This window comes from Pseudomonas alkylphenolica, assembly GCF_004025535.1.
Lineage (GTDB): Bacteria > Pseudomonadota > Gammaproteobacteria > Pseudomonadales > Pseudomonadaceae > Aquipseudomonas > Aquipseudomonas alkylphenolica_A.
In genome coordinates, this window is record NZ_QJRG01000039.1 from 57,704 (window position 1) to 83,136 (window position 25,433).

The window sequence follows — 25,433 nt, forward strand, 5'->3', positions numbered from 1 at the left end:
TCCAGTGGTCTGGTCAGATCCAGGAATGCCGGGCAGGCAACGTACCGTTGAGGTGATAGGTGCCGACGGCGTGGTATTTCCAGCGCACCGGGTCATGGAGGGTGTGCACGCGGGCGTTGCGCCAGTGCCGGTCGAGGTTGAACTCGGCGAGGGTGGCGCGGCTGCCGGCAAGCTCGAACAGCTTCTCGCTGGCCTGCAGGGAGATTTCAGTGGTCAGCACCTTGGCTTCGGCCACGGCAATCGAGGCGCGGGCGGCAGAGGCGGCATCGACAGGTTCGGCGTTGACTTCATCAAGCGTGCGCGCCGCTTTGCTCAACAGCGCCTGGGCGGCGTGCAGCTCCAGTTGCAGGCGGCCGATGTCGGCAATCACGTAAGGGTCATCGCTGGCGCGCTCGACCTTGGCATCGATCCACGGCCGGGCGCGTTCGCGCACAAAGCTGATGGCGTCGGCAACGGCGGCCTCGGCAATACCGGCATCAATAGCGGCCTGAATCAGCTGCGAGGCCGCCCCCTGAATATTGGGCACTTCGCCCTGGCGCCAGCTGTCGACCACAAGCTCGGCATCGACCGGCACGCGATCGAGCAAAACTGTGCCGCTGGCCGTGGTGCGCTGACCGAAACCGGACCAGTCATCGACAATGCGCAGCCCGGGCGTGCCGCGACGGACAAAGGCCAACACCTGGCGGCCTTCATCGTTCAGCGCCTTGACCGCGACCCAGTGGGCGAACAGGGCGCCGGTGGAGTAGAACTTCTGCCCGCTGAGCACGTAGTGGTCGCCCTCGCGGGTGATGCGTGCCTTGAGGTCCAGGGTGTGTTTGCTGCCGCGCTCCGGACCGGCATTGCCAATGCGCCAACCGTCGAGCACCGACTTGAACAGCAGCGCCTGCTGGCGCTCGTTGGCGGTGGTCTTGAGCATTTGCAGCATGCCGAACTGGTTTTGCGGGATCTGCCCCAGCGCCGGGTCGGCGGCGCTGATGATGCGGAACACCTCGGCAATGGTGACAAACGAAACCTCAGGCCCACCGAATGAGCGGGGAATGGCGATACTGCCCAGGCCGCTGCGGGTGAACTGTTCAATTTCTGCCCAGGGCAGCTTGCGTTGCTGATCGCGGCGCGCGGCTTGGGTGCGGGCTGCTTCGGCCAGTTCATGGGCTGCTTGCAGGGCTTCTGCGTCGCTGCGCAGCACCTTGGACGGCAACAACAGCGGGGCGCTGTCCAGGTCACTGTGGACGTTAGTATCTGCCAGACTGGACATCAGTGCCGCTCCTTGGCTGCGCTCAATGCCCTGGCGTTTCGCACTGGGGTGATTGTGTTCCTGACCATACCTACCTCACGTATTGGAAAGGTCGGCGCACGCTGCGCCGACTGAAATGCGCTGGTCCGGTGGTCCGGTTCATATACCCTAATGGTTGATTAAAATTAAATGAACTAACTTGTAGGAATATTAATAGAAGTGCTACTGCCTCTGGGTGAACACTCGAAGTTTCACCCAAGGCATCTCTGGAGAACTCAGTAGCCGGTGTTCTGCGTGCCGAGGAATTTGCCGAGGAATTGGCGTGTGCGTTCTTCTTTGGGATGGGCGAACAAGGCCTTGGCTTCGCCTTGTTCGACGATCACGCCTTTGTCGAAAAAGATCACCCGGTTGGCCACATCGCGGGCAAAGCTCATTTCGTGGGTGACGATGATCATGGTGCGGTTTTCTTCAGCCAGGCCACGGATGGTGGCGAGCACTTCACCGACCAGTTCAGGGTCCAGGGCCGAGGTGGGCTCGTCGAAGAGGATTACCTCCGGCTCCATGGCCAGTGCGCGGGCAATGGCGACCCGCTGTTGCTGGCCGCCCGAGAGTTTGCGCGGATAACTGCCTTCCTTGCCGGCCAGGCCGACTTTGGCCAGCAGCTTCTGGCCCAGGGCGACGGCGGTGTCGTGGGGTGTCTTCTTGACCACCAGCGGGCCTTCGATAACGTTTTCCAGGGCGGTGCGATGCGGAAACAGGTTGAAGTTCTGGAACACGAAACCGACCTGCTGGCGCAGCTTGCGGATAAGCCCTTGCTGCTTGGTCAGCGGCAGGTTGGCGTCGATGGTCACATCACCGACCTGGATACGGCCGCTGGTGGGCGTTTCCAGCAGGTTCAGGCAGCGCAGGAAGGTGGTTTTACCGGAACCGCTGGGGCCGATGATGGCGATCACTTCGCCGGCCTCGACCGTCAGGCTGATGTCGTTGAGTACCGTCTGACCGTTGAACTGCTTGCTCAGTCGCTCTACTGCAATCATGCCTCAGGACTCCTGGTCGTGCCGGTTGACCCGCGCTTCCAGGCGGTTCTGCAGGTGCGCAAGAACGCTGGCCAGCACCCAGTAGATCAGTGCGGCGGCAAGGTACATGGTGAAGACTTCGAAGGTGCGTGCGGTAATCAGCTGGGCCTGGCGGAACAGCTCCGGCACCTGGATGGTGGCCGCCAGGGCGGTGTCCTTGACCAGTGAGATAAAGCTGTTGCCCAAGGGTGGCAAGGCGGTGCGCGCGGCTTGTGGCAGGATTGCCCGGCGCATGGCCTGGCCGCGGGTCATGCCGATGCTGGCGGCCGCTTCCCATTGGCCACGATCGATGGAACCGATGGCCGCACGGAGGATTTCACAGGCGTAGGCCGCCATGTTCAACGAAAAGCCGATCAGCGCCGCCGGCAGCGGGTCCAGTTCCAGGCCGATCTGCGGCAGGCCGTAATAGATCACGAACAGCTGCACCAGCAGTGGTGTGCCGCGGAAGAACGACACATAGATCCGCGCGATCCAGCTCGCCAGCTTGAACCGCGACAGACGCATCAAGGCCAGGGCAAAGCCCAGCAACAGGCCGAAAAACATCCCGCCGAGGCTGAGGACGACCGTGTAATACGCGCCCTTGAGCAAAAAGGGCGCGGAATCGAGAGCAAGTTGCAGGCTCTCTTCGATCATTTGGTGACGTCAGCGTTGAAGTACTTTTCGGAGAGCTTGGCCAGGGTGCCGTCAGCACGCAGTTTATCCAGCGCCTTGTTGATGGCATCGAGCAGTTCCGGCTCGCCCTTGCGTACGGTAACCCCGGCTTCCTGGCGGGAGAACGCCTCGCCGGTGACGGCAGTGTCCTGGGCTTTCTTCGCGTACTCCAGTGCGGCGAGGCGGTCGATCAGGATGGCATCGATGCGCCCTACGCGCAGGTCCTGGAACTTGCTCGGGTCGTCTTCATAGGTGCGTACGTCGGCTTTGGGCACTTCCTGTTTGACCCACTGCTCGTAGTTGGTGCCCAGGCCCACGCCGACTTTCTTCCCGGCAAGGTCTGCAGCGCCTTTGATATTCAGGTCAGCGAGCTTTTTCTTGAGCACCAGGGCCTGGATGCCGGACACGGTGTAAGGCTCGGAGAAGTCGTATTTCTTTTTGCGCTCTTCAGAGATGGTCACCTGGTTGACCACAGCGTCCAGGCGCTTGGACTCCAGCGCCGCAAGGATGCCATCCCACTTGGTGGTCTGGAGTTTGGCCTTGACCCCCAGTTCCTTGGCCAGCGCCTCCGACAGCTCAACCTCGAAGCCGGTCAGCTTGCCGCTTTCGTCGACGAAGCTGAAGGGTGGGTAGGTACCCTCCAGGCCGATGGTGATAACGCCCTTGTCCTTGATCGTCTTTAGTTGCTCGCCGGCAATGGCCTGGCCAAGCAGGCTGGCGCCGAGCAGCAGGGCAACGCCTGCAGTGACAATCCGTTTAGCGATTACAGTCATGTCGAAGCCCCAATGTTGTTGTGTAGTGGTTGGCGACTATAGGGTGATGCTGTATAGGCTTAAAAATAATACAAATTCATTTTCTTATGCCTGCTTTGCATAAGCGGTTCAATCATTCCACACCTCAGGGTAGGCGAATAATGCCGGGGCCCCACCGGTGTGCAGGAAAATCAGCGGGCCGTCGTCGAAGCGCTGGCGGGCAATGCCGTCGAGGAGCCCGGCCATGGCCTTGCCGGTGTACACCGGGTCCAGCAGCAGTCCTTCCTGGGCGGCCAGCAAACGAATGGCCGCCAGCGTGCCGGCATTCGGCTCGCCATAACGTGGCGCGAAGTATTCGTCCCAGAGTTGCACAGTGAAGTGGTCGGGCAGGCGCGCACCCAGCAATTCGGCGGTGCGTTCGGCCAGCCCTTGCACTTTCGGGCGTTGGGCTTCGTCAGTGCGTGAGACGGTGACGCCGATCACCGGCAGTGCCGGCAAGGCTTCGGCCAGCGCCAGGGCCAGGCCGCTGTGGGTACCGGCGCTGCCGGAGGCAAGCACGACGCCGGCGAAGGTCTGGCCGCTTTGCGTGATCTGCTCGGCCAGCTCAAGCCCGGCCCGTACATAGCCTAGGGCGCCGAGCGCGTTGGAGCCGCCGATGGGCACGATGTACGGCTTGCGACCGCTGGCGTGCAAACGCACGGCCAGGGCCTGCAGTTGCTCATCGGCGTTGTCGAGGTTATCCACAAGCTCGACCTTGGCGTCGAACAGCTCCAGCAGCAGGCGGTTGCCGTTGCCCAGGTAGTTCGCCGAGTCGGTGCCGATGGGGTTTTCCAGCAGGGCCACGCAACCCAGGCCCAGGCGTGCGGCGAGTGCGGCGGTCTGGCGGACATGGTTGGACTGGATCGCACCGGCGGTAACCAGGGTATCGGCACCCTTGCTCAAGGCATCGGCAGCCAGGTACTCGAGCTTGCGCAGTTTGTTGCCACCCAGGGCCAACGGCGTGCAGTCATCACGTTTGACGTAGACATCACGGCCAACCCAGGCTGAGAGGCGGTCCAGTTTTTCAAGCGCGGTAGGCGCGCCAAGCAGGTCCAGACGATTGAAGCGGGCGAGCTGTCGGTCGATCATGGCAATGCATCTGCAAGGGAAAATTCGACTATAGGCAGGCACTGGCCCCTGGGCAAATTCCGGCCTTATGCCAGCGTTATTGCGTTCTGGAATAAAGGGTTATTTTTTCCCATACGGCCATTTGCCGTAGAGTAAATACTTATCAGGTGGCCAGATCATTCCAGTAATGCCGCCGTGGCAGGAGACGTAACCGTGAGCGAGAACGCGCAAACAGGGCATTGGCAACTGCAGGGCATTGTTGCCGGCTTGCGTAGCGCCCGAGACAAGTGGCGCACCAGCAATGGGCGTAGCAGTGGCGAACAGGGCGGGCGCGAACTGCCTTCGCGTGAAGCCATGCGCCATATTCTTGAGCAACTGTGCGGCGCACTGTTCCCCATGCGCCTGGGGCCAGTGGACCTGCGCGAGGAAAGCGAAGACTTCTATGTCGGCCATACCCTCGACTCGGCGCTGACCGCCTTGCTCGCCCAGGCCCGGCTGGAACTGCGCTATGTGGCGCGCAAGGGCCCGTGCAATGCCGCTGATGTCGATGCCACGGCGCTGCGCCTGATCCAGGATTTCGCCGCGGCATTGCCAGGCTTGCGCAGTCTGCTCGATACCGACGTACTGGCAGCGTTCCACGGTGACCCGGCGGCGCGCAGTGTCGATGAGGTGCTGCTGTGCTATCCGGGCATCCTCGCGGTGATCCATCATCGCCTTGCCCACCACCTGTATCGGGCTGGCCTGCCGCTGCTGGCGCGGATCAGTTCGGAGCTGGCGCATTCGGCCACCGGTATCGATATTCACCCGGGCGCACAGATCGGCCAGAGCTTCTTCATCGACCATGGCACCGGTGTGGTGATTGGCGAAACCGCGATCATCGGTGAGCGCGTGCGTATTTACCAGGCGGTGACCCTGGGCGCCAAACGCTTCCCGGCGGACGAGGACGGGCAACTGCTCAAAGGCCAGCCACGCCATCCGATCGTCGAGGACGATGTGGTGATTTATGCCGGCGCGACCATTCTCGGGCGCATCACCATCGGCAAGGGTTCGACCATTGGCGGCAATGTCTGGCTGACTCGCAGTGTGGCCCCGGGCAGCAACCTGACCCAGGCCAATCTGCAGCACGACGACGGCACGCAGAAGTAGCCAGGCGCAGGCCTGGAATGTGGCGTCGGGTCGCATCGCGACCCCCATCCATGTTTAACTTGAACGTTCATTCAAGTTAAAACGGTGGTCCGCTGCCGGTGTTCAACAGGAGGAGACCCTTTGCTGAACCCGTTCAATCCAAGCCTTTCCCCTCGATTCGGGGTGCACGTTTAATGGGTGCCCCGAGTTCCTTAGCCAGCGGCAAGATCCGCATGAATCCGCCGGTGTTCTACTTCGCGGCGAGCTTTATCCTCATATTCGGACTGGTGGTCATCAGTAACCCGCAAGCGGCGGGCGAATGGTTGCTGTCGGCGCAGAACTGGGCGGCCAACACGGTCGGCTGGTACTACATGCTGGCGATGACGCTCTACCTGGTCTTCGTGGTGGTCACCGCCTTGTCCGGCTACGGCAAGATCAAGCTCGGTGCCGACCACGACGAACCCGAGTTCAGCTACCTGTCCTGGGCCGGCATGCTGTTCGCAGCCGGCATCAGCATCACCCTGTTCTTCTTCTGCGTCTCCGAACCCCTGACCCACATGCTCCAGCCGCCACAAGGCGAAGCCGGCACCGTCGAGGCCGGGCGCCAGGCCATGCAGTTGCTGTTCCTGCACTGGGGCCTGCACGGTTGGGGGGTGTTTGCCTTTGTCGGTATGGCGCTGGCTTACTTCGCCTATCGCCACAACCTGCCGCTGGCCTTGCGCTCGGCGCTGTACCCGCTAATTGGCAAGCGCATCAACGGGCCCATTGGCTACGCGGTGGATGGCTTCGGCATCATCGCCACGGTGTTCGGCCTGGGCGCGGACATGGGCTTTGGCGTGCTGCACCTGAACTCGGGCCTGGATTACCTGTTCGGCGTTCCGCATACGCAGTGGGTGCAGGTGGCGCTGATCACCCTGATGATGGGGGCGGCAGTGGCTGTTGCTGTTGCCGGGGTCGAGAAGGGCGTGCGGGTGATGTCTGACATCAACATGTTCCTGGCCTGTGCGCTGTTGCTGTTCGTGCTGTTTGCAGGCCCTACCCAGCACCTGTTCAACACCCTTATCCAGAACTTGGGTGACTATCTGGGCGCACTGCCAACCAAGAGCTTCGACGTCTATGCCTACAACGAAGAGCGAGACTGGCTGGGTGGCTGGACCGTGTTCTACTGGGCCTGGTGGATTGCCTGGGCGCCGTTTGTAGGCCTGTTCATCGCGCGGATTTCCCGTGGCCGTACCATCCGTGAATTTGTCTTCGGGGTGCTGCTGATTCCGCTGGGCTTTACCCTGGCGTGGATGTCGATCTTCGGCAACAGTGCCATCAGCCAGGTGCTCGACCATGGCATGACCGCACTGGGCCAGTCGGCCATCGACAACCCGTCGATGACCCTCTACCTGCTGCTGGAAACCTACCCCTGGAGCAAGGTGGTCATCGCCGTCACGGTGTTCATCAGCTTTGTGTTCTTCGTTACCTCGGCAGACTCCGGAACTGTAGTACTGTCGACCCTATCTGCCCGTGACGGCAATCCCGATGAAGACGGCCCGAACTGGCTGCGGGTGTTCTGGGGGGCAATGACCGCGCTGGTGACTATCGGCCTGTTGTTCGCCGGCAGTATCGACTCGCTGAAGTCGGCGGTGGTGCTGACGTCCTTGCCGTTCTCGGTGATTCTTCTGGCGATGATGTGGGGCCTCCACAAGGCGTTCTACCTGGAGTCGCAACGCCAGATTGCGCAAATGCACTCGCTGGCACCGTTCGCCCAGTCGCGCCGTGGCCGTGGCGGCTGGCGCCAGCGCTTGAGCCAGGCGGTGCATTTCCCCTCACGTGATGAGGTTTACCGCTTCATGGACGACGTCGTGCGCCCGGCGATTGCCGAGGTGACCGAGGTGTTCGTCGAGAAGGGCCTGAACGTCATCACCCAGGAAGACCCGAGCCACGACAACGTCAGCTTGAAGATCGGCCATGGTGAAGAACAGCCGTTCATTTACCAAGTGCAGATGCGTGGCTACTTTACGCCGTCATTCGCCCTGGGCGGGCTGGGCACCCAGGAGTTGAAGAACCGCCGCTACTACCGCGCCGAGGTGCACCTGAGCGAAGGCAGTCAGGACTATGACCTGGTGGGCTACAGCAAGGAGCAGATCATCAACGACATCCTCGACCAGTACGAGCGGCACATGCAGTACCTGCATCTGGTGCGTTGAAGCATCGAGGACCTGTAGGAGCGAATTTATCCGCGAAAGGTCCGAAGTTCGACGCCAAACCGGGACTGCTGCGAATGGGCGTCAGAACGGCGCATCACCCAGAATCGTCGCGCGGTGCATCACGCGCCGCTGCGGGCGGTAGTCGTCCACCGCGTAATGCTGGGTGACGCGGTTGTCCCAGAAGGCCACATCGTTTTCCTGCCAGCGCCAGCGAATGGTGAACTCAGGGCGGGTGGCGTGGGCGAACAGCAGCTTGAGAATGGCCTCGCTTTCCGTCTCGCTCAATTCGTTGATGCGGGTGGTGAACCCTTCATTGACGAACAGCGACTTGCGCCCGCTGACCGGGTGCGTGCGAATCACCGGGTGCGACAGCGGCGGGTTGCTGCGACGGGTCGCTTCCCAGCGTGCCAGGTCCTCGGGTGTAGTGCCGAACCGCTCCAGCGGAAAGGACTTGGTGAAGTCGTGGGTTGCCGTCAGGCCGTCGAGCAACTGCTGCAAGGGGGCCGACAGCGCCTCGAACGCCGCAATGCCACTGGCCCACAAGGTATCGCCACCGTAAGTCGGCAGCTGCTTGGCACTGAGCACTGCGCCGAGTGCTGGCGTTGGCAAAAAGGTCACGTCGGTGTGCCACACGGCGTTGTCGCGCACATCGGTAACCGCCGTGTCGAGCACCAGCACCTGTGGGGTTTGCGGCACGTTCGGGTAGATCGGATGGATGTGCAGGTCGCCAAAGCGTGCGGCGAAATCAGCCTGTTGTTGCGGCTCGATCGGCTGGTCACGGAAGAACAGCACCTGATGGGTGAGCAGGGCCTGCTCAATGGCATCACGGTGTTCGTGGCTGATCGTGCGGCTGAGGTCGACACCGCTGATCTGTGCGCCGAGTGCAGTGCTCAGCGGAGTAATGGTCAGGCTCATGGTTGTTCTCGATCTGTGTTCAATGGCTCTGGCCATGCCAGGGCACCAGTTTGCGCTGCAGGGCGCGCAGGCCCATCTCCAGGGCGAAGGCAATCAGGGCAATCACCAGAATCCCCAGCACCACCACGTCCGTCACCAGAAACTGTGCCGCCGACTGCACCATGAAGCCCAGGCCACTGGTGGCTGCGATAAGTTCGGCTGCGACCAGTGTCGACCAGCCGACGCCAAGGCCGATGCGTACACCGGTGAGGATGTCGGGCAAGGCGCTGGGCAGAATCACATGGCGAATCAGCTGCGCCCGTGTGGCACCCAGCGACTGCGCGGCGCGCAGCTTGGTCGGGTCGACGGTGCGCACGCCGGTGGCGGTGGCGATGGCGATAGGGGCGAAGATCGCCAGGTAAATCAGCAGCACCTTCGACAGCTCGCCAATACCGCACCAGATAACGATCAACGGCAGGTAGGCCAAGGGTGGAATCGGGCGGTAGAACTCGATTAACGGGTCGAGAATGCCGCGGGCAATGCGGTTGTGGCCGATGGCGATACCAATCGGGATGGCGGTGACAATCGCCGCCCCCAAGGCCAGGCCGATGCGCCCAAGGCTCGCGCCCAGGTGCTGCCACAGCGTTGACTCCATATAGCCCTGGGTCAGCAGCAACCAGGCCTTGGACAGCACCGCTTCAGGCGATGGCAGGAAAAGCGGCTCGATCCACTCGGCCGCCGTCACCGCCCACCACAGCACCAGCAAGGTGGCCAGGGTCAGGCCGCTGATCCAGCGGGTGCTCAGGCTGCGACGAGATTTATTGACATTTGGCGTGGCTAGCGGGGTGGCGCGTTTGGCCGCGACCGGTACGTGCAGGCTGCTCATGCGGACTCCTGGCGCACAGCGGCGCTGCGTTGGGAGAACACCCGACTGAGCACGTGCTCGCGGGTTTCGATAAAACGCGGATCGGACTTGATCGCCCGGGCGGATTCGCCGGCCGCATAGCGCTGGCCGAAGTCCAGTTGCAGGCGTTCGACAATCTGGCCGGGGTTCGGTGCCAAAAGAATCAGGTCGGTGGCAAGGAACACCGCTTCTTCAATGTCGTGGGTAATCAGGAACACCGGCTTGGTGGTGCGCTGCCATACCTGCAGCAGCAGCTCCTGCATCTGTTCACGGGTGAAGGCATCAAGGGCGCCGAACGGCTCGTCCATCAACAGTACCCGCGGGTCGGCGGCTAGCGCGCGGGCCAGGCCTACACGTTGCTTCTGTCCACCGGATAGCTGCCAGATCCGCCGCTTGCCGAAGTCGGCCAGGTCGACCAGTGCGAGCATTTCGGCGGCCTTGCGTTCACGCGTGGCGCGCGGCACACCGGCCAGTTCCAGACCGAAGGCGACGTTGGCCAGTACATCCTGCCAGGGCAGCAGGGCGTCGTCCTGGAACACCACGCCGCGTTCGGCACCTGGCCCTTGCACCGGTTCTCCATCGAGGGTGATACGCCCGGCGCTGGGGGCTACGAATCCGGCAATCAGATTGAGCAGCGAAGTTTTTCCGCTGCCCGAAGGGCCGAGGGCCACCAGCAATTGCTGCGGACCCATGCTCAGGGTGATATCGGCCAGCACCGGTTCGGCTGCGCCGGGGTACTGTGCGCTGATGCGCTCCAGTTCAAGCAGTGCCATGACAGGCTCCAATCATTCAGTTAGCGATGAACTTGGCGCTGACGTACGGCGCGTAGTCCGGCAGTACTGCGTCGACCTTGCCTTGTGCTTTGAGGAAGGTGGCGGTGTCGGTAATGGCCTTGGTGGTCGGCGCACCGAGAGCAGCCACCTGGTCGGCAGCCAGCGGGAACACGTTGCCTTGTAGCAGGGCAGGAATATCCGTGGCTTTGGCACCCGACAGCTTGACCAGCTTGTCGACGTTGCTCGGGTTGGCCAGCCAGGCTTGCGGGTCTTTGCGGTAGTCGGCGTAGGCGTCCAGGGTCACTTTGGCGAAGGCCTTGACGATTTCAGGGTGCTTGGTGGCGAAGTCCTTGCGCACGATCCAGGCGTCGAAGGTCGGCGCGCCTTTCTCGGCCAGTTCGCCGGAGGTGATCAGCACCTTGCCGTTTTCCTTGGCTACGCCCAGAGCCGGGTCCCAAACGTAGGTGGCATCGATGTCGCCGCGTTTCCATGCAGCAATGATCGCAGGCGGCGCGAGGTTGAGGATCTGCACTTTGGACGGGTCGATGTTCCACTGTTTAAGCGCGGCCAGCAGGCTGTAGTGTCCGGTGGACACGAACGGCACGGCAATCTTCTTGCCGACCAGGTCTTGAGGCGAATTGATCCCGGACCCTTCGCGGGCCACCAGCGCTTCGGCGGCGCCGATCTGGGTGGCGATCAGGAAAGTTTCCACTGGCAGTTTGCGGGTGGCGGCGGCGGCCAGCGGGCTGGAGCCGAGGTAGCCGATCTGCACGTCACCGGAAGCAACGGCGGTGATCACATCGGCACCGCTGTCGAACTTGCGCCAGTCGATGCTGGCCTTGCTGGCTTTTTCATAGTCGCCGTTGACCTGGGCGACTTTCGCCGGGTCGACGGTGGTCTGGTAAGCCACGGTCAGGTCGGCCGCCTGAGCGAACCAGCTGGTGCCAGCCAGGGTCAGGGCGGCGAACAGGCGCAACGGCGTATGCAGGGTCATGGTGAACTCCTTCTCAGGCGGTCGGTGAGAGACGATGAGAAGAAGGCTAATTGATCTAAGAAACTAAAAATAAATAACTTTTTAGCATTAGCTTAGGAGCCAAACGCTGTTAAGCCGTCCGGGCAGCGGCGCAAAGCGCAAACGCTTTGATCTAGCGGGGAATTTGCGAAAGCCTTCAGTACTTGGCGTAGGTGCCGATAACGGCAGCGGAGAAATTTGCAGTCGATATTCCGTAATAATCTGAAAATTTACGAAATAAGTCTTTTTGGAATTATAGGATTGTCATTATCCTTGAGCCCAAGGGTTGGCGCATTAGACCAAAGTAGTGAAATGAATGGTTACGATTGACTTGACGGTCACCCTTTGGTGCTAATCGCCAATCGACGTCGAGCAGGGCAACAAGATCCTGCCGTAAGCGACACACAAAAATTAGAAATGAGAGGAGCAAAACATGTACAAGTCGACCTTGGCTATTGCCGTGGCCGTAGGGGTTCTTGCCCAGCAAGCGGGCGCCGCCGGTTTCGTTGAAGACAGCAAGCTGTCGCTCAGTTCGCGGACCATGTATTTCGACAACGACGACCGTGAGACCGGTGGCTCCAGCAGCCGTGAATCCGGCCAGGGTTTCAAGGTGGATTACCTGTCGGGCTTTACTCAAGGCACCGTAGGTTTCGGCGTTGACGTCCAGGCGCTGTGGGGCATTCACCTGGATGGTGGTAAAGGCCATCACCCGAACAACAGCACTTTCTTCCCTAGCGATACCGATGGCTCGGCTGTTGATCAGTGGGCACGCATCGGCGGTAACGCCAAAGCTCGCTTCTCGAAGACTGAAGCCCACTTTGGTAGCGCCCTGGCACCTAACCTGCCAATCCTCGTCGCGAACGATGGTCGTCTGCTGCCGCAAACGTTTGAAGGCGGTACGATCCAGTCGAAAGAAATCGACAACCTGACCCTGAACGCCGGTCAGCTGACTCACGCCATGGGCCGTGCGTCGAGCAACCGTACCGGTCTGTCTGTTGCCGGTGGCACCCAGGACAGCAACAAGTTCCAGTTCGCCGGTGGCGACTGGAAGGTCACCAAAGACCTGACCCTGCAGTACTACTACGCGAACCTGGAAGACTACTACAAGCAGCACTTCCTGGGCCTGACCCACGTGTTCCCGATTGCTGACGACCAGTCGTTCAAAACCGACCTGCGCTATTTCGACAGCCGCAGCGACGGTGCGAACGGCGACGCCACGCACTTCTTCAGCAACAACGGCGGTTATGCCAAGAACGCTGGCGAGGTCGACAACAAGACCTGGTCTGCCATCTTCACTTACACCCTGGGTGGCCATGCGTTCCTACTCGGTCATCAACAGGTCGGTGATGACGGCGGCTTCGTCTACCTGGGTCAGGGTGACGTCCTCAGAGATGGCACCACGCGCAACGAAGGCAACGGCGGCTCGAGCTTCTACCTGTTCACCGACAGCATGATCAACTCGTTTGTCCGTGCCGGTGAAAACACCACCTTCGGTCAGTACTCGTACGACTTCGCACGCCTGGGTGTGCCGGGCCTGAAGGCTTCGGTCAACTACCTGCGTGGTGATGACGTTCGCTACAAGTCCGGCAACGGTACCTATGACGAGTGGGAACGCGACGCGCGTGTCGACTACGTCATTCAGGAAGGCACCCTCAAAGGCCTGGGCGCCAGCCTGCGTCACGGTGTCTACCGTGGTGAAGGCAACGAGTCCGCTCGTGACCAGGACCAGACCCGCCTGATCTTCAACTACACTTACAACTTCATGTAAGTCCGGTTGAAACAAGAAGCCTCGCCTGGTGCGAGGCTTTTTTATGTCTGCTTGTTTATAGATTCAAAAGTTATAAATAAATCGATATTTATTCTTTTTGTTTTCTACGCGCTGCAGGCACAGTGAACCCATAACGAACCCAGCCAAGGAGCCGCACCATGAGCCTCAGACTCGGCGACATCGCCCCCGACTTCGAGCAAGAATCCAGCGAAGGCAAGATCCGTTTCCACGAATGGCTGGGTAACAGCTGGGGCGTGTTGTTTTCGCACCCTGCCGACTTCACCCCAGTGTGCACCACCGAGCTGGGTTTCACCGCCAAGCTCAAGGACCAGTTCGCCGAACGCGGGGTCAAGGCCATTGCCCTGTCGGTAGACCCGGTGGATTCCCACCACCGCTGGATCGAAGACATCAACGAAACCCAGAACACTATCGTCAACTTTCCGATCCTGGCCGATGCCGATCGCAAGGTGTCTGACCTCTACGACCTGATCCACCCCAATGCCAACGACACCCTGACGGTGCGCTCGCTGTTCGTGATCGACCCGAACAAGAAGATTCGCCTGACCATCACCTATCCGGCCAGCACCGGGCGCAATTTCAACGAAATCCTGCGGGTGATTGATTCGCTGCAACTGACCGACAACCACAAGGTCGCTACGCCGGCGAACTGGCAGGACGGTGACGAGGTAGTGATCGTGCCGTCGCTCAAGGACGAAGACGAAATCAAACAACGCTTTCCCAAGGGCTACCGGGCGGTCAAGCCGTATCTGCGCCTGACCCCGCAGCCAAATCGCTGATCTTCATGCAAAGCAGGGTTTTGGGGCCGTTTCGACGGCCCTTTTTTTATGCGCGTGCGCAACCAGCACCGGTCCATGTAGGAGCTGGCGAAGCCTGCGATCGAGCGCGAAGTGGTCGTAGAAGGTATAGATCAGTAACGAATAACCAAATGAAAAAATATGATTTATTGATATATGAGATGAGCTGTTAAGGTCACTCCATTCCAGCGAGAACTCAACCTCGCGGCCCTCTAGAACACGATCAAGGATGTGCTCCAATGCTGGTTGTTTCTCTCGGTGGTAGTCCCAGTTTGCGTTCACGTACCGGCGTGCTGCTTGAGCGCAGCCGCCAGTGGCTGCAAAGCCAGGGCGTTGAAGTGGTGACGTTCCAGGTGCGTGACTTTCCGGCCGAAGACCTGCTGCATGCACGTTTCGACAGCCCCAAAGTGCAGCACTTTCTGCAACTGGTTGAGCAGGCGGACGGCCTGATCGTTGCGACCCCGGTGTACAAGGCATCGTTTGCCGGTGCGCTGAAGACCCTGCTCGACCTGCTGCCTGAACGTGCCCTCAGCCACAAGGTGGTATTGCCCATTGCTACCGGCGGCAGTATCGCCCACATGCTGGCCGTGGATTACGCGCTCAAACCGGTGCTGTCTGCGCTCAAGGCGCAGGAAACCCTGCAAGGGATCTTTGCTGACGACAGCCAGATCACTTACGGCGAAGGCAGCGCGGCCGCCCAGCTGGCACCGGTATTGGAGCAGCGTCTGAGCGAATCGCTGGACCTGTTTCACAGCGCCCTGGCGCGCCGGCCGAAACCGGTCGCACCCGGTGTATTGAACGAGCGTCTGCTCAGTGCTCGCTGGAGCATCTGAGGCGAACCACCCGATTTCTGCAATTCCCACCTTACTCGCCCGCCAACGGGCAAGCAGGTGCAGCCTGAACCCCAACCGCAAAAAAGGAGAGCGCTATGCGCACTGTTATTTTGCGTCGTGGTCTGGTCGCTCTGTTTGCTGCGGCTGTGTCCTTCGGCGCCATTACTCAAGCTCAGGCTGAAAGCCTGCGAATCGGTTATCAGAAGTACGGCACCCTGGTGCTGCTCAAGGCCAAGGGCTCGCTGGAAAAACGTCTGGCTGCCCAGGGCATCCAGGTGCAATGGACCGAGTTCCCCGGTGGCCCGCAACTGCTTGAAGGCCTGAACGTCGGCTCGATCGACTTCGGTGTCACCGGCGAGACGCCGCCGGTATTTGCCCAGGCGGCCGGCGCCGATCTGCTCTATGTGGCCTACGAGCCACCAGCACCGCACAGTGAAGCGATCCTGGTGCCCAAGGGCTCGGCGATCCAGTCGGTGAAAGACCTCAAGGGCAAGAAAGTCGCGCTGAACAAAGGCTCCAACGTGCACTACCTGCTGGTTCGTGCGCTGGAAGATGCCGGCCTGAAATACACCGATATCCAGCCGGTGTTCCTGCCCCCGGCCGACGCTCGTGCTGCGTTCGAGCGTGGCAGTGTCGATGCCTGGGTCATCTGGGACCCGTACCAGGCCGCCGCCGAGCAGCAGTTGCAGGCGCGCACCTTGCGCGACGGCAAAGGCATCGTCGACAACCATCAGTTCTACCTGGCGACCAAGCCTTACGCGCAAAAACACCCTGAAGTGATCAGCGCGCTGGTGGACGAAGTGCGTGCGGTAGGCGAGTGGTCCAAGGCTAACCCGCAGGAGGTTACCGATCAGGTTGCACCGCTGCTGGGCCTGCCAGCCGACATCACCCTGACCTCGGTCAAACGCCAGGGCTATGGCGCGCACTTCCTTACCCCGGACGTGGTCACTGCCCAACAGAAAATCGCCGACACCTTCCACACGCTCAAGCTGATTCCCAAGCCACTGAGCATCAAGGATGTGATCTGGACTCCCCCGGCCAAGGTCGCCACTGCGCCTTGACGACCAGCCTGTGCCGGGGCCTGGCCCCGGCGTGCGTTCCCTTTAGGAGACAACTCCGATGAGCCTCAACGTTTTCTGGTTTCTTCCCACCCATGGCGACGGCCACTACCTGGGCACCTCCGACGGTGCGCGCGCAGTCGATCACGGCTACCTGCAGCAGATTGCCCAGGCTGCCGACCGCCTGGGGTTTGGCGGTGTACTGATCCCGACCGGTCGTTCTTGCGAAGACTCCTGGCTGGTGGCGGCGTCGCTGATTCCGGTCACCCAGCGCCTGAAGTTCCTGGTCGCACTGCGCCCGGGCATCATCTCGCCAACCGTGGCTGCGCGTCAGGCGGCAACCCTGGACCGTCTCTCCGGCGGCCGTGCGCTGTTCAATCTGGTCACCGGTGGCGACCCGGAAGAGCTCTCGGGCGATGGCCTGTTCCTCAGCCATGAAGAGCGTTACCAGGCCTCTGTCGAGTTCACCCGGATCTGGCGCCGCGTACTGGAAGGTGAAACCGTCGACTACGACGGTCAGCACATCCAGGTCAAAGGTGCCAAATTGCTTTACCCGCCCGTCCAGCAGCCGCGTCCACCACTGTATTTCGGCGGCTCTTCTGACGCTGCGCAGGACCTGGCTGCCGAGCAGGTCGAGATGTACCTCACCTGGGGTGAACCTCCGGCTGCGGTGGCCGAGAAAATCGAGCAGGTGCGCGCCAAGGCCGCCAAGCAGGGCCGCACGGTACGTTTCGGTATTCGTCTGCACGTGATTGTGCGCGAAACCAACGCTGAAGCCTGGCAGGCGGCTGAACGTCTTATTTCACACCTGGATGACGACACCATTGCCCGCGCCCAGGCCTCGCTGGCGCGCTTTGACTCCGTAGGCCAGCAGCGCATGGCCGCCCTGCACGGTGGTAACCGTGACAATCTGGAAGTCAGCCCCAACCTCTGGGCCGGGGTCGGCCTGGTGCGTGGTGGCGCAGGTACTGCGCTGGTGGGCGATGGTCCGACCGTGGCAGAGCGGGTCAAGGAATACGCCGCACTGGGTATCGATACCTTTATCTTCTCGGGTTATCCACACCTGGAGGAGTCGTACCGGGTCGCCGAACTGCTGTTCCCGCACCTGGATGTGGAACGCCCGGAGCTGCCCAAGAGCGGTGGCTACGTAAGCCCGTTCGGTGAGATGGTCGCCAACGACATCCTGCCAACGTCTGCCACAAAGCGCTGAGGGCCTGGCCATGAGTCGAGTCTCTACTCCCTGGACGCAGCGCCTGGCCCCCTGGGTACTGCCGTTGCTGTTGCTGGCGGTCTGGCAACTGGCGGTCAGCGCAGGCTGGCTGTCGACGCGCATCCTGCCGGCACCGAGCGCCGTACTGACGGCAGGTGTCGAACTGGTCCGCAGCGGTGAAATCTGGACTCACCTGGCCATCAGTGGCTGGCGTGCGGCGCTCGGTTTTGTCATCGGTGGTGCCATCGGCCTGGCGCTGGGCTTTATCACCGGCCTGTCGAAATGGGGCGAACGCCTGCTCGACAGCTCGGTACAGATGATCCGCAACGTGCCGCACCTGGCGCTGATTCCACTGGTGATCCTGTGGTTTGGCATCGATGAGTCGGCGAAGATTTTCCTGGTGGCGCTGGGCACCTTGTTCCCGATCTACCTCAACACCTACCACGGTATCCGCAACGTCGACCCGGCGCTGGTGGAAATGGCGCGCAGTTATGGCCTGTCGGGTTTCGAGCTGTTTCGCCAGGTGATCCTGCCCGGTGCCTTGCCGTCGATCCTGGTCGGGGTGCGCTTTGCCCTTGGCTTCATGTGGCTGACCCTGATCGTTGCCGAAACGATCTCGGCCAACGCCGGTATCGGCTACCTGGCAATGAACGCCCGGGAGTTCCTGCAGACCGACGTGGTGGTCCTGGCCATTGTGCTCTATGCCGTGCTGGGCAAACTGGCCGATCTGGCAGCACGCGGGCTGGAACGCGTCTGGCTGCGCTGGCACCCGGCTTATCAACCGACCCGGGGAGAGGGCGCATGACCATCCTCAAAGAATCACCGCAACACTTGCTGCGCGGTATTCCGCTGGCGGCCAAGAACCTGCAGAAAACCTTCGGCCAACGCCAGGTACTGCGTGACATCGACCTGCACATACCGGCCGGGCAGTTCGTCGCTATTGTCGGGCGCAGCGGGTGCGGCAAGAGCACCTTGCTGCGCTTGCTGGCCGGTCTGGATCAGCCCACCGCTGGCGAGTTGCTGGCAGGCTCGGCCGCCCTCAGCGAAGCCCGTGACGATACCCGGCTGATGTTCCAGGAAGCACGGCTGCTGCCCTGGAAGAAAGTCATCGACAACGTTGGCCTGGGCTTGTCCGGAAACTGGCGCGAGCAGGCGCTCAAAGCCCTCGAGGCAGTCGGCCTGGCCGAGCGTGCCAACGAGTGGCCCGCCGCGCTCTCAGGCGGGCAGAAGCAGCGTGTGGCCCTGGCCCGCGCCCTGATTCACCAGCCGCGGCTGTTGCTGCTCGACGAGCCACTGGGGGCGCTGGACGCCCTGACCCGTATCGAGATGCAGCAATTGATCGAGCGGCTATGGCGTGAGCACGGCTTTACCGTCCTGCTGGTAACCCATGATGTCAGCGAAGCAGTCGCGGTCGCCGACCGGGTGATCCTAATCGAAGACGGCGAAGTCGGGCTGGACCTCACGGTCGACCTGCCGCGTCCCCGTGTGCGTGGCTCGCATCGCCTGGCTGCGCTGGAAACCGAAGTACTCAACCGCGTTCTTTCGGTACCGGGCACACCCCCGGAGCCGGAACCCGTAGCACCGTTGCCGACGCAATTGCGTTGGGCTCACTGACCAGAAGGAAGCAAGCAGATGACTATCAAAGCGATCAACGTCCGTAACCAGTTCAAAGGCACCGTGAAGGAAATTCTCGAAGGACCGGTGTTGTCCGAAATCGACGTGCAAACGGCGTCGGGCATCGTCACTTCGGTTATCACCACCCGCTCGGTACGCGAGCTGGAACTGGCTGTTGGCAGTGAAGTGATTGCCTTTGTGAAGTCGACTGAAGTGTCGATTGCCAAGCTCTGATATTGCGTTCAATGGCGACCGCTTTGCGGTCGATCGCCGGCTTCGCCAGCTCCTACAAAGTAGCTGGCGCAGCCGGCGACAGGACCGTCAGCGTTTAGGCAGGAATGGCGGCAGGTACAAGCCCAGATACGCATCGAACACCCGCATGCCTTCTTCAGCCATGCGCGGCGTGATTTGCCCGTGCAGTTGCATCGAACGGGCATACACCCGATCCCCCAGCTCCATGGCCAGGGCAAATACATCCACATCGTCGGGTAGTACCGGCAACTGAAAGTGCTGAGCGAACAGCGCGTGCATCTGCACACCCAGTTCAATGTCGTGCTGACGGTCGGCCTGGGTGACTTCGCTCAAGCCATGCTGGGCGAGGATCAGCTGACGGGCAGCGGCATCCTCGTGATAAATGCTCAGCATGCGCTGCTCAACCAGGCGCGACAGGTCATGCCAGGTGTTCAGCGAAGACGTCTCGATCGGCGCCGCCAGGCAAGCCCTGAAAGCGCTGTGCACATCGGCGGTCAGCGCTTCGAGCAGGGCCGGGACACTGGCGAAAAAGTGATACACCGACGACGGCGGAATCTGCGCCTGTTCGGCCACACTGTAGATCGACAGGCTGGCCACGCCCTGGTCCGCCAGCAGTTCGCGCGCCGTCGCCAGGATCGTGTCGATCCTGGCCTGGCTGCTGGCGCGCGGTTTGCGTTGGGTGACGGTGCGGCTCATGTCAGTTGCTGATCGCCAGAATGCTGGCCTGGTACGCACTGACGAACAGGTCGAAATCGGCCTTGTCCTCTTCACGCTCAAGCTTGGCCTGTGCTTCCAGTGACTCCCGCGCCGCTGTTTCAAAGCGCTGCTGCTCGTCGGCGGGCAGCGCCTGGGCGCGGAAGAACTCGGCGTGCGCCTGGCTCTGGCGCAAGGCAAAGCGGCTGAAGCCTTCCTTGTGTTCGGTCATGCTCGCCAGCACCTGCGCCGAAGGCGTCAGGGACGGGTCGCTGACTTTGGCCTTTTGCAGGTCCAGCGCCTTGGTGTGCTCGTCACTGCCCTGGCTGCGGTCCAGCAGCTCGGCCAGCGGTGCAATACGTTCGAGCAGCTCATCAGCCCACTCCTTGAGTGCCACCGGTTTGCCGTGGCGCTGCAGCATCAGCCCCGGGCGCCGGCCTTCCTTGACCACGCTGAGGAAGTTGCCGGTGCAGTTGCCGCATTCCAGGTAACCCAGCAGCGGGCTGTCGTCCAGGGCGCAGAACAGCAGGAAGGCGTCGAGGAAGCGCGCTTCCGGCAGGTCGATGCCGGTCGGCAGGAAGGGGTTGATGTCCAGGCAGCGCACTTCCACATACTGGATGCCACGAGCCATCAGCGCCTGGATCGGCCGCTCACCGCTGTAGGTGACACGTTTGGGGCGGATGTTCGAGTAGTACTCGTTTTCGATCTGCAGGATGTTGGTGTTGAGCTGTACCCACTCGCCATCCTTGTGCGTGCCGATTTCCACATACGGCGCGTACGGCGTCGCCACAGCCTTGCGCAGGCTGTCGGTGTAACTGTTCAGGTCGTTGTAGCAAGGGGTCAGGCCGGCCTGGGCGTTGCTCTGGTAACCCAGGTCGCTCATGCGCAGGCTGGTGGCGTACGGCAGGTAGAGCGTTTCGGCGTCGAACTGTTCGAGCTGGTGCGCACGACCGCGCAGGAACCCGGCATCCAGGGCCGGCGAGGCGCCGAACAGGTACATCAGCAGCCAGCTGTAGCGGCGGAAGTTGCGGATCAGGGCGATATAGGCGGCCGACTGATAGTCGCGCTCATCGGCGCTGCTGCCTTCGGCATCGCGCAGCAACGGCCAGAGTTTTTCCGGCAGCGAGAAGTTGTAGTGAATCCCGGCAATGCACTGCATGGTGCGGCCGTAGCGCAGGGCCAGGCCTTTGCGGTACACGTACTTGAGCTGGCCGATGTTGGAGTCGCCATACCAGGCAATCGGAATGTCTTCCTCGGCCGGTAGCGGGCAAGGCATCGACGGACTCCACAGGTATTCGCTACCCAGCTTGGTGTAGGCGAAGCGGTGGATGTTTTCCAGGCTCTGAAGGGTTTGCGCAGGGTCAGCCAACGCCGGAGTGATGAACTCCAGCAGCGACTCCGAGTAGTCGGTGGTGATCTGCTCATGGGTCAGCGCCGCGCCGAGGGCTTCTGGGTGCGGGGTCTGAGCCAGGCGACCTTCCTCGGTCACACGCAGGCATTCGCGCTCGATGCCGTGCAGGCACTGCTTGAGCAGGGAGAGATTGTCGCCTTGGCCGAGCAGGCTCAGGCGGCGGTTGAGAAGTTCGCTCAAGATGGATTCCTTCACGCGTCAGTCGCCCCAATATGGGGGTGGAGTTGACGGTCTACAAGGGTGGACAGAGGAACTGGCGTTGTCGCCTGGTATTGGCCGGCTTCCGGCAGTGCCCGCGCTCTGCCGAAAGTATCGCAAATTGGCTACTGGCCGCTAGAGGATGGCGAAGGTTCCCTGAGCCTTGGCGACCAGTTTGTCGCCCTGGCGTACATCGGCGTCGACCACCAGTGTACGCCGCCCGGCGTGCAACACCCGGGCAATGCACAGCACTTCACCGTCGCTGACCGCGCGCAGGTAGTTGATCTTGCACTCCAGGGTCACGCTCTGCTGGTCGAAACCATGGGCGCTGGAGCAGGCCAGGCCCATGGCGGTGTCGACCAGGCTGAAGATCACCCCGCCATGCATTTTGCCGCCGCGGTTGCGCAGGTGCGGCTCCAGGGCCAGGGTCATCTCTGCAACGCCTGACTCCAGGCGTTGCAACTGGCAGCCGAGCAGTTCGCTGAAGGCGCTGAGGACTACTTCTTGCGAAGCTTCCATCACTTCTTCTTCATCTGCTTGGCGTTGGCGAACAGGGCGGCCATGGCGTTGTTGGCCGGTGGCGCGGTGTCCTTGACGCGCGGCGCAGCGCTTTGCTGGCGCGGTGCCGAACCCGGGCGGCTGCCACGCGCACCGTCGACTTTCTCGCCCGGTGTATCGCTCATGCGCATCGACAGGCCAACGCGTTTGCGCGGGATGTCGACTTCCATGACCTTGACCTTGACCACGTCGCCGGCTTTCACCGCTTCACGCGGGTCTTTGATGAATTTCTCCGACAGCGCGGAGATATGCACCAGGCCGTCCTGATGCACGCCGATATCGACGAAAGCACCAAAGTTGGTGACGTTGGTGACCACGCCTTCGAGGATCATCCCCAGTTGCAGGTCCTTGAGGTCTTCGACGCCTTCCTGGAACTCGGCGGTCTTGAACTCCGGACGCGGGTCGCGGCCAGGCTTGTCCAGTTCCTGAAGGATGTCGGTGACGGTCGGCAAGCCGAAGGATTCGTCGGTGAACTTCTTCGGGTCCAGACGCTTGAGGAAGCCGCTGTCGCCAATCAGCGAGCGGATGTCGCGGTCTGTGTCGGCGGCGATGCGCTGAACCAGCGGATAGGCTTCCGGGTGAACGGCCGAAGCATCCAGCGGGTTGTCGCCGTTCATCACGCGCAGGAAGCCTGCGGCCTGTTCAAAGGTCTTTTCGCCCAGGCGACTGACTTTTTTCAGCGCCGCGCGGGTTTTGAACGCGCCGTTGGCGTCACGGTGCGCCACGATGTTTTGCGCCAGGGTGCTGTTGAGGCCGGAAATGCGAGCCAGCAGCGCGACCGAAGCGGTGTTGACGTCGACGCCGACGGCGTTCACGCAGTCCTCGACGACAGCATCCAGGCCACGCGCCAGTTTGAGCTGCGAGACATCGTGCTGGTACTGGCCGACACCGATGGACTTCGGATCGATCTTCACCAGTTCGGCCAGAGGGTCCTGAAGGCGGCGGGCAATGGAGACCGCGCCGCGAATCGACACATCCAGGTCCGGGAACTCGCGGGCTGCCAGTTCCGAGGCCGAGTACACCGAAGCACCGGCTTCGGAGACCATGATCTTGGTCATTTTCAGGGCTGGGTATTTTTTGATCAGCTCGGCGGCCAGTTTGTCGGTCTCGCGGCTGGCGGTACCGTTGCCGATGGCAATCAGCTCAACCGAATGCTTGGCGCACAGGGCGGCGAGGACAGCGATGGTCTGGTCCCACTGGTTTTTTGGCACGTGCGGGTAAACCGTGGCGGTGTCGAGCAGTTTGCCGGTGGCATCGACCACCGCCACCTTGCAGCCGGTGCGCAGGCCCGGGTCAAGTCCCAGGGTCGCGCGCGGGCCGGCTGGTGCAGCCAGCAGCAGGTCGTGCAGGTTGCGGGCAAAGACGTTGATGGCCTCGCCTTCGGCGTTGTCGCGCAATTCGCCGAACAGGTCGGTTTCCAGGTGGCTGTAGAGCTTGACCTTCCAGGTCCAGCGCACCACCTCGGCCAGCCATTTGTCGGCTGGACGGTTCTGGTTCTTCAGGCCGAAACGTTCGGCGATCATCAGTTCGCACGGGTGCAAGGTGCCGGGCAGCTCTTCGCCGACTTTCAGCGAGGCGGCCAGAACGCCCTCGTTACGGCCACGGAAAATGGCCAGGGCACGGTGCGATGGCACGCTTTTGAGCAGTTCGTCGTGTTCGAAGTAGTCGCGGAACTTGGCGCCTTCTTCTTCCTTGCCAGCCACCAGGCGGGCGCTGAGCACGGCTTCCTGCTTGAGGAAACTGCGCAGTTTGTCGAGCAGGCTCGCGTCTTCGGCAAAGCGCTCCATCAGGATGTACTTGGCGCCTTCAAGGGCTGCCTTGACGTCGGCCACGCCTTTCTCGGCGTCGACAAAACGCGCCGCTTCAACCTCGGGGCTCAGCTGCGGGTCGTTGAACAGGCCGTCAGCCAGCTCGCCCAGGCCGGCTTCCAGGGCGATCTGGCCCTTGGTGCGGCGCTTTTGCTTGTAAGGCAGGTAGAGGTCTTCGAGGCGGGTCTTGGTGTCGGCCAGTTTGATCTCGCGGGCCAGCTCCGGGGTCAGTTTGCCTTGCTCTTCGATGCTGGCCAGGATGCTGACGCGGCGCTCGTCCAGCTCGCGAAGATAGCGCAGGCGTTCTTCCAGATGGCGCAGCTGCGTGTCATCCAGGCTGCCGGTCACTTCTTTACGGTAACGGGCGATAAAAGGCACCGTCGAGCCTTCATCAAGCAGGGCCACGGCCGCTTCGACCTGTTGCGGGCGGACGCCGAGTTCTTCGGCGATGCGGCTGTTGATGCTGTCCATAAAACCACCTGACATAGTGTGATGACAAAGGCCGCGGACGGGCGCCAATAGGGCGCTCGGGTCAGTGCGGCGCTGGCTGAAAGCGGCGCATTATACCCAGTGCAAACAGGTTGCGGTGATAGCAGCGCGCCAGCTATCGACCGGGTCGAACTGGCGCACAGGGAAAAATCTGCTAACAATGCACACGGCACGGTCAATGGCGGCTAAGCCATAATGCGTGCCGAGATTAGAGGAGTTATCAATGAGCAGCACTGCACAAACCGCTGAAGGCGAAAAAATTCTCATCGTCGATGACGACCCGGGCTTGAGCAGCCTGTTGGAACGTTTCTTCACCAGCAAGGGTTATCGCGCCCGTGCCGTGCCCAATACCGAGCAGATGGACCGCCTGCTGGCCCGCGAAGTATTCAATCTGGTGGTCCTTGACCTGATGCTGCCTGGCGAAGACGGCCTGACCGCCTGTCGGCGCCTGCGTGCGGCGAACAACCAGATCCCGATCATCATGCTCACCGCCAAGGGCGATGAACTGAGCCGGATCAAAGGGCTGGAACTGGGTGCTGACGATTACCTGGCCAAGCCGTTCAACCCTGACGAGCTGATGGCGCGGGTCAAGGCCGTGCTGCGTCGCCAGGCCCCCACGGTGCCGGGTGCACCGGGCAGTGAAGACGAAACCGTCACCTTCGGTGACTACGAGCTGTCGCTGGCGACCCGTGAACTCAAGCGCGGCGAAGAAGTGCACATGCTCACCACCGGTGAGTTCGCGGTGCTCAAGGCCCTGGTCATGCATGCCCGCGAGCCGTTGACCCGCGACAAGCTGATGAACCTGGCCCGTGGCCGCGAGTGGGATGCGCTGGAGCGCTCCATCGACGTTCAGATTTCCCGCCTGCGGCGCATGATTGAACCCGACCCGTCGAAGCCGCGCTATATCCAGACGGTCTGGGGTGTTGGTTACGTGTTCGTACCGGATGGCAATGCCGGCAAGTGATGTTTCGTTTGTAGGCGTCAGCCACTACAAACAGGGCGG

At 61.7% G+C, this 25,433-nt stretch carries 24 protein-coding genes; 11 read left to right on the forward strand and 13 right to left on the reverse strand.

Annotated elements, in window-relative coordinates:
- Positions 1–13 precede the first annotated feature (13 nt).
- The 5 genes from DM813_RS10015 to DM813_RS10035 form a co-directional block, all read right to left on the reverse strand.
- Entirely contained in the window at positions 14–1,255 is a 1,242-nt protein-coding gene (locus DM813_RS10015) for an SfnB family sulfur acquisition oxidoreductase (RefSeq protein WP_128323242.1), read from the reverse strand.
- 254 nt (positions 1,256–1,509) lie between these two features.
- Positions 1,510–2,271 carry an L-cystine ABC transporter ATP-binding protein TcyN gene (gene tcyN, locus DM813_RS10020; protein ID WP_128323243.1) on the reverse strand — a complete coding sequence of 254 codons (762 nt, stop codon included), beginning with the start codon at positions 2,269–2,271 and terminating at the stop codon, positions 1,510–1,512.
- Positions 2,272–2,274: 3 nt separating this feature from the next.
- Positions 2,275–2,940, reverse strand: coding sequence for a cystine ABC transporter permease (gene tcyL / locus DM813_RS10025; RefSeq protein ID WP_164897230.1), 666 nt, complete (start codon positions 2,938–2,940; stop codon positions 2,275–2,277).
- Positions 2,940–3,734, reverse strand: coding sequence for a cystine ABC transporter substrate-binding protein (tcyJ, locus tag DM813_RS10030; protein WP_128323245.1), 795 nt, complete (start codon positions 3,732–3,734; stop codon positions 2,940–2,942). The genes tcyL and tcyJ overlap by 1 nt, the downstream gene beginning before the upstream one ends.
- A gap of 108 nt (positions 3,735–3,842) precedes the next feature.
- Entirely contained in the window at positions 3,843–4,841 is a 999-nt protein-coding gene (locus tag DM813_RS10035) for a D-cysteine desulfhydrase (RefSeq protein WP_128323246.1), read from the reverse strand.
- A 192-nt stretch (positions 4,842–5,033) separates the two neighbouring features.
- Between DM813_RS10035 and epsC the strand changes: the two genes are divergently transcribed.
- Entirely contained in the window at positions 5,034–5,966 is a 933-nt protein-coding gene (gene epsC, locus DM813_RS10040; RefSeq protein ID WP_128323247.1) for a serine O-acetyltransferase EpsC, read from the forward strand.
- 212 nt (positions 5,967–6,178) lie between these two features.
- A complete protein-coding gene (betT, locus tag DM813_RS10045) occupies positions 6,179–8,140 on the forward strand; it encodes a choline transporter BetT (protein ID WP_164897231.1) in 1,962 nt (653 codons plus the stop codon).
- Positions 8,141–8,221: 81 nt separating this feature from the next.
- Here the strand turns inward: betT and tauD are convergent, their stop codons facing one another.
- Genes tauD through tauA form a run of 4 tightly spaced genes read right to left on the reverse strand, consistent with a single transcriptional unit; the run spans position 8,222 to position 11,705 of the window.
- Positions 8,222–9,055: a taurine dioxygenase gene (gene tauD, locus DM813_RS10050; protein ID WP_128323249.1), complete on the reverse strand. Its 834-nt coding sequence runs from the start codon at positions 9,053–9,055 to the stop codon at positions 8,222–8,224.
- Between the two features lie 19 nt (positions 9,056–9,074).
- Positions 9,075–9,920, reverse strand: a complete 846-nt coding sequence (gene tauC, locus DM813_RS10055) for a taurine ABC transporter permease TauC (protein WP_128323250.1) — start codon at positions 9,918–9,920, stop codon at positions 9,075–9,077.
- Positions 9,917–10,711, reverse strand: coding sequence for a taurine ABC transporter ATP-binding subunit (tauB, locus tag DM813_RS10060; RefSeq protein ID WP_128323251.1), 795 nt, complete (start codon positions 10,709–10,711; stop codon positions 9,917–9,919). Before tauB ends, tauC begins: the two co-directional genes overlap by 4 nt.
- Positions 10,712–10,727: 16 nt before the next feature.
- Entirely contained in the window at positions 10,728–11,705 is a 978-nt protein-coding gene (gene tauA / locus DM813_RS10065; RefSeq protein WP_128323252.1) for a taurine ABC transporter substrate-binding protein, read from the reverse strand.
- A gap of 451 nt (positions 11,706–12,156) precedes the next feature.
- On the opposite strand from tauA, the gene DM813_RS10070 reads away from it, so the two are divergent.
- The 8 genes from DM813_RS10070 (at position 12,157) to DM813_RS10105 (ending at position 19,255) form a co-directional block, all read left to right on the forward strand.
- The gene (locus tag DM813_RS10070; protein ID WP_128323253.1) at positions 12,157–13,491 is read left to right on the forward strand and encodes an OprD family porin; all 1,335 of its coding nucleotides are present in this window, start codon (positions 12,157–12,159) and stop codon (positions 13,489–13,491) included.
- Between the two features lie 158 nt (positions 13,492–13,649).
- Positions 13,650–14,288, forward strand: a complete 639-nt coding sequence (locus tag DM813_RS10075; protein ID WP_128323254.1) for a peroxiredoxin — start codon at positions 13,650–13,652, stop codon at positions 14,286–14,288.
- A 257-nt stretch (positions 14,289–14,545) separates the two neighbouring features.
- Positions 14,546–15,139: an NADPH-dependent FMN reductase gene (ssuE, locus tag DM813_RS10080; RefSeq protein WP_128323255.1), complete on the forward strand. Its 594-nt coding sequence runs from the start codon at positions 14,546–14,548 to the stop codon at positions 15,137–15,139.
- Positions 15,140–15,234: 95 nt separating this feature from the next.
- Positions 15,235–16,200, forward strand: coding sequence for a sulfonate ABC transporter substrate-binding protein (locus DM813_RS10085; protein WP_128323256.1), 966 nt, complete (start codon positions 15,235–15,237; stop codon positions 16,198–16,200).
- Between the two features lie 58 nt (positions 16,201–16,258).
- The gene (gene ssuD, locus DM813_RS10090) at positions 16,259–17,407 is read left to right on the forward strand and encodes an FMNH2-dependent alkanesulfonate monooxygenase (RefSeq protein ID WP_128323257.1); all 1,149 of its coding nucleotides are present in this window, start codon (positions 16,259–16,261) and stop codon (positions 17,405–17,407) included.
- A 10-nt stretch (positions 17,408–17,417) separates the two neighbouring features.
- Positions 17,418–18,212, forward strand: a complete 795-nt coding sequence (gene ssuC / locus DM813_RS10095; RefSeq protein ID WP_128323258.1) for an aliphatic sulfonate ABC transporter permease SsuC — start codon at positions 17,418–17,420, stop codon at positions 18,210–18,212.
- On the forward strand, positions 18,209–19,021 hold the full coding sequence (gene ssuB / locus DM813_RS10100) for an aliphatic sulfonates ABC transporter ATP-binding protein (RefSeq protein ID WP_128323259.1): 813 nt from the start codon (positions 18,209–18,211) through the stop codon (positions 19,019–19,021). Before ssuC ends, ssuB begins: the two co-directional genes overlap by 4 nt.
- 18 nt (positions 19,022–19,039) lie before the next feature.
- Positions 19,040–19,255 (forward strand): TOBE domain-containing protein, encoded by a 216-nt coding sequence (locus DM813_RS10105; protein WP_128323260.1) that lies wholly within the window; start codon positions 19,040–19,042, stop codon positions 19,253–19,255.
- An 87-nt stretch (positions 19,256–19,342) separates the two neighbouring features.
- Here the strand turns inward: DM813_RS10105 and DM813_RS10110 are convergent, their stop codons facing one another.
- From DM813_RS10110 to DM813_RS10125, 4 genes are all read right to left on the reverse strand, one after another.
- Complete coding sequence (locus tag DM813_RS10110) at positions 19,343–19,969, reverse strand: TetR/AcrR family transcriptional regulator (RefSeq protein WP_128323261.1); 627 nt, start codon at positions 19,967–19,969, stop codon at positions 19,343–19,345.
- A gap of 1 nt (position 19,970) precedes the next feature.
- Positions 19,971–21,557 (reverse strand): glutamate--cysteine ligase, encoded by a 1,587-nt coding sequence (gene gshA, locus DM813_RS10115; protein WP_128323262.1) that lies wholly within the window; start codon positions 21,555–21,557, stop codon positions 19,971–19,973.
- A gap of 153 nt (positions 21,558–21,710) precedes the next feature.
- Complete coding sequence (locus tag DM813_RS10120; protein WP_128323263.1) at positions 21,711–22,094, reverse strand: PaaI family thioesterase; 384 nt, start codon at positions 22,092–22,094, stop codon at positions 21,711–21,713.
- A complete protein-coding gene (locus tag DM813_RS10125; RefSeq protein WP_128323264.1) occupies positions 22,094–24,412 on the reverse strand; it encodes a Tex family protein in 2,319 nt (772 codons plus the stop codon). The genes DM813_RS10120 and DM813_RS10125 overlap by 1 nt, the downstream gene beginning before the upstream one ends.
- A gap of 241 nt (positions 24,413–24,653) precedes the next feature.
- Here DM813_RS10125 and ompR point away from each other — a divergent pair, with 241 nt between their 5' ends.
- Positions 24,654–25,394, forward strand: coding sequence for an osmolarity response regulator transcription factor OmpR (ompR, locus tag DM813_RS10130; protein ID WP_128323265.1), 741 nt, complete (start codon positions 24,654–24,656; stop codon positions 25,392–25,394).
- Positions 25,395–25,433 lie beyond the last annotated feature (39 nt).